This window comes from Candidatus Obscuribacterales bacterium (genome assembly GCA_036703605.1).
In the GTDB taxonomy this organism is placed as follows: domain Bacteria; phylum Cyanobacteriota; class Cyanobacteriia; order RECH01; family RECH01; genus RECH01.
The window spans coordinates 1-3,788 of sequence record DATNRH010000212.1 but is presented as its reverse complement, the minus strand read 5'-3'; the positions used below and the strand labels follow the sequence as shown (position 1 = coordinate 3,788).

The following is a 3,788-nucleotide window of genomic DNA, read 5'->3' as shown; positions in this document are numbered from 1 at the left end:
AAACTGGGCAGGATCATAGTCCTGCTCTAGGCGATGTAACCCACCCGCCACCATCTTGGCATCGAGGTGGCAAGACCGTCCGGTGTTGATGGCAATCACCGGTACACCGTACTGGCGCAGGCGATCGGCGTCGAGTTCCGTGGTCATGTCGCCTTCAATGACCGCTACGTGATAGTCGGGGGCGATCGCTTCTAGGGTTTTTTCCAACAGGGCTGTTTTGCCTGCACCGGGACTGCTCATGATGTTAAAGCAGGTAATGCCCCATTGATCAAAGTGAGCACGGTTGTGATCTGCGCCTTGTTGGTTAGCATGGAGGAGATTAATGCCGAGGGCGGCGTCAAAGGTTTGGTGCATGGGTTTAGGTAATGTAGGGTAAAAAGATCGGGAACGTTAGAGGGTCTCGGACATAGATAGAGCGTCAACCCATACGGTGGGTATCGAACGGTGAGTATCGAACTGTGGGTATCGAAACCAAGGTCTCTTTATCATCAGGAATACCTGGCATTGCTGAATCGATAGATGATTTGCCCTCATCCCCAACCCTTTTTCCCAGAGAGAAGGGAGCTGGAACTCTTGTCCCTAAGGAGAGGGCAGATTTAGGAATTCATATTGGTATTCAGCAACGCCGAATACCAAGGGAGACTGTTGAAGTGCCTTTTTAGCAAAACAAATGTATGCCACATCCCAGAAGCCGAGCCTTCCCACTGCTGTGACTAGAAAAACTTCAGGTAACGCTTAATTTCCCAATCGGATACGTGGTTATGATATTCCTGCCATTCCTGACGCTTATATTGCACATAGGCCTCAAACATCAGGGGCCCCATCACCGATTGGCTGAGGGGATCAGCTTCCAGGGCATCGATCGCTTCTTCTAGAGTACGAGGCAGGAGATCAATACCTAGGGTTTTCAGTTCCTCCAAGCTATAGGTATACATGTTTTCCGTATGGGGTTCGCCCGGATCCAGGTTTTCGCGAATTCCCTCCAGACCGGCCGCCAGCATCAGAGCTGCCCCAAGATAGAGATTGGTGGAAATATCGGCAGCGCGGCATTCCACCCGTCCTCCGGCCAGGGGAATCCGCAACATATTTGTCCGATTGTTGTTGCCATAGCAAACATAGACCGGTGCCCAGGTAAAGCCAGACATGCTGCCCTGACGTACCAAACGCTTGTAGCTATTCACCGTTGGGCAGGTGAGCGCCACAATGGCAGGCGCGTGGCGCAGCACTCCGGCAATGAACTGATAGCCTAGTTGAGAGAGCTTGCAGCCTCGGGGATCCTCTGGATCAAAAAAGAGATTCTTGCCGGTGTCTAAATCTGCCAAAGACATATTGTAGTGGGCACCGCTGCCGGTTTTGTCCGAAGCAATCTTGGGCATAAAGGAGGCGAAGTAGCCCTGGGATCGCGCCAGTTCTTTGACCATCAGTCGGAAAAAGGTGAGGCGATCAGCCATTTTCAGGGCATCGCAGTAGGCAAAGTCGGTTTCAAACTGTCCCTGTGCATCTTCGTGGTCGAAGGAATAGACATCCCAGCCTAGGGAATTCATGGCGCTGACGATGGTATCGAGGATCTGGTAATTGTCTAGCAGCGTCGGTACATCGTAGGCTGCCTTGGCTAACAGATCGCGATCGCTCACCGGCCCAAAGGAACCATCTGGATGATCTTTGAGGATGAAAAACTCGGTTTCAATGCCCAGGTTAAAGGTGTAGCCCATCTCCGCGGCTTGGGCGAGGACTTGCTTGAGAATAGTGCGACAACAGGCTTCAAAAGGCTGACCCTTAAGGTGTAAATCGCTGGCAAACCAGACCACTTCAGAATTCCAGGGCAGCACGGTCGCGGTAGCCGGATCTGGCATAGCCGCCACTTCCTCATCGCTAACCTCCTGGGGCACACCGTCTAGAGCTGCCCCCGTGAATAGCTCCGAGCCACCCATCATCTGACCAATGTGGCTCAGGGGCACCATCTTGGCTTTACACATGCCGTGCAGATCGACATAGCTCGCCAACGCATATTTCACCCCTTGCTTTTCGAGGGATATTTTAAGAGCGTCAATTTCGGGTTGCAGAATGGTGTTCATAGAATCGGCAGATAGATTAGGATATCAACGAATTAAGCAATCAAGCGTAGGATATGACGCAGCCAAGCCCTAGCGTTAAAACCACTGTCATAGCTACAAGACAAGCTCTTTATTCAAAGCCGAAGCAGGCTGAGCATATTCAATGCGATCGATCTTCAGCTCTCGACCCGAACGAATATCATCCATAGGACTACGGCAGGCAGGACAGGCATAGCGCAGCCCTAAGACAGGCTGATACTCTTCTTGACAGGCATGGCAAAAGGCAATTAGCGGAATTTCGCGGATCACAAGCTCTGCACCTTCAAGAAAGGTATTGCGCGTTTGCACCTCAAAGGCAAACTGCAAACCAGCGGGTTCCACACAGGTAAACTGCCCCACAATCAGATGGATGCGCTCAATGGTAGGGCGATCGGGCTGGGATTCCCACCACTCTTCCACGGTCATCAGCAACGCCTTCGTCATATCGGTTTCATGCATGGCGATCGCTCCTCCTAAGACCAAGCCTGATCCACGTTCATATTGGCTTCCTCATGGATATAGCTAGGCTTTTCCTTACGAGGGAGCTGACCCGAGACAACCAGATGGGCCATGGTGTCACAGATTACCCGAGTGGCCATCAAAGACGTCATATCACTGACATCGTAGGGGGGAGAGACTTCCACAATTTCTAAGCCACAGACAGGCGCTCGCTGCACGATTTTACCAAGTAGGGATAGAGCCTCTCGGGGCAGCAGTCCACCGGGTTCGGGCCAGCCGGTGCCGGGGACGAAGCCAGCATCAATGCAGTCAATATCAAAACTGATGTAGACACAGTCGGTGCCGTCTAGGGCTCTTTCTAGGGCGTAGTCTGCGGCGGCATCCATCCCCATTTCAGTAATGTCGGTGACGGTGAGAATATTGGTGGAGCGTTCCCGACAAACCTTGACGCCTTGCCGAGGCACCTGCCAACCACCGATACCTAGCTGTACCAGATTTTTAGCCGGCGCATTAGCCATATTGGTGGCATGGAACCAGGGACAGGTATGCATCCGTTCATCTAGATCGGTTTCCTGGGTATCCACATGGCGATCGAAGTGAATAATACCAATTTTCTTATCTCCTAAATGCCGACAGACGCCGCGCACGGTGGGAAAGCCAATGGAGTGATCGCCACCGAGAATAATCGGAAAGGCACCGGAGCTAAAGATATGAGCAACGCCTTTGGAAATCTGATCGAAGGATTTCTCGTTGTTGGCATTGATGGTAAAAATATCGCCGACGTCACAGAGGGTGATTTGCTCCCGCAGATCGACACCTAGCTCAAAGTTGTAGGGCGTGTAGAGAGCGGAGATGCGGCGAATGCCTTGGGGACCAAAACGAGTTCCAGGACGGTAGGTGGTACCACAATCATGGGGAACACCAACGATCGCAACGTCATACTCGCCGACCTTACGCACATCTTCCAGGTAGGGCGCTTTCATAAACGTATTAATGCCCGCATAGTGGGGCAACTCTCCCCGCGAAAAGGTGGGAATGGAGCGATCGCGTATGCTAGCCGCCCCCTCTAACCCATACTCCAAGCCGCGATCGACCTCCTGCTGCCAGCCGCTCATGGGCAACCGAGTCTCACGCTCTAGCGCCTCCTCAGCCTGACTACGACGGGACTCAGAATTGGAAACCGGATTCTCTGCCATGAACAACACCCAAAAACTAGTAACAACACAGCGGGTCTTT

4 protein-coding genes are annotated in these 3,788 nt (G+C 52.5%); all 4 read right to left on the bottom strand.

What is annotated here, in order from left to right:
• Positions 1–354, bottom strand: a 354-nt coding sequence (gene hypB / locus V6D20_04525; GenBank protein ID HEY9815058.1) for a hydrogenase nickel incorporation protein HypB, incomplete at its 3' end; no start/stop codon positions are given.
• Positions 355–713: 359 nt separating this feature from the next.
• The gene (gene glnT / locus V6D20_04520) at positions 714–2,075 is read right to left on the bottom strand and encodes a type III glutamate--ammonia ligase (GenBank protein HEY9815057.1); all 1,362 of its coding nucleotides are present in this window, start codon (positions 2,073–2,075) and stop codon (positions 714–716) included.
• 93 nt (positions 2,076–2,168) lie between these two features.
• Positions 2,169–2,552: a hydrogenase maturation nickel metallochaperone HypA gene (gene hypA / locus V6D20_04515; GenBank protein ID HEY9815056.1), complete on the bottom strand. Its 384-nt coding sequence runs from the start codon at positions 2,550–2,552 to the stop codon at positions 2,169–2,171.
• Positions 2,553–2,566: 14 nt separating this feature from the next.
• Positions 2,567–3,788: agmatinase family protein (locus V6D20_04510; GenBank protein ID HEY9815055.1), on the bottom strand; the 1,222-nt coding region annotated here is incomplete at its 5' end.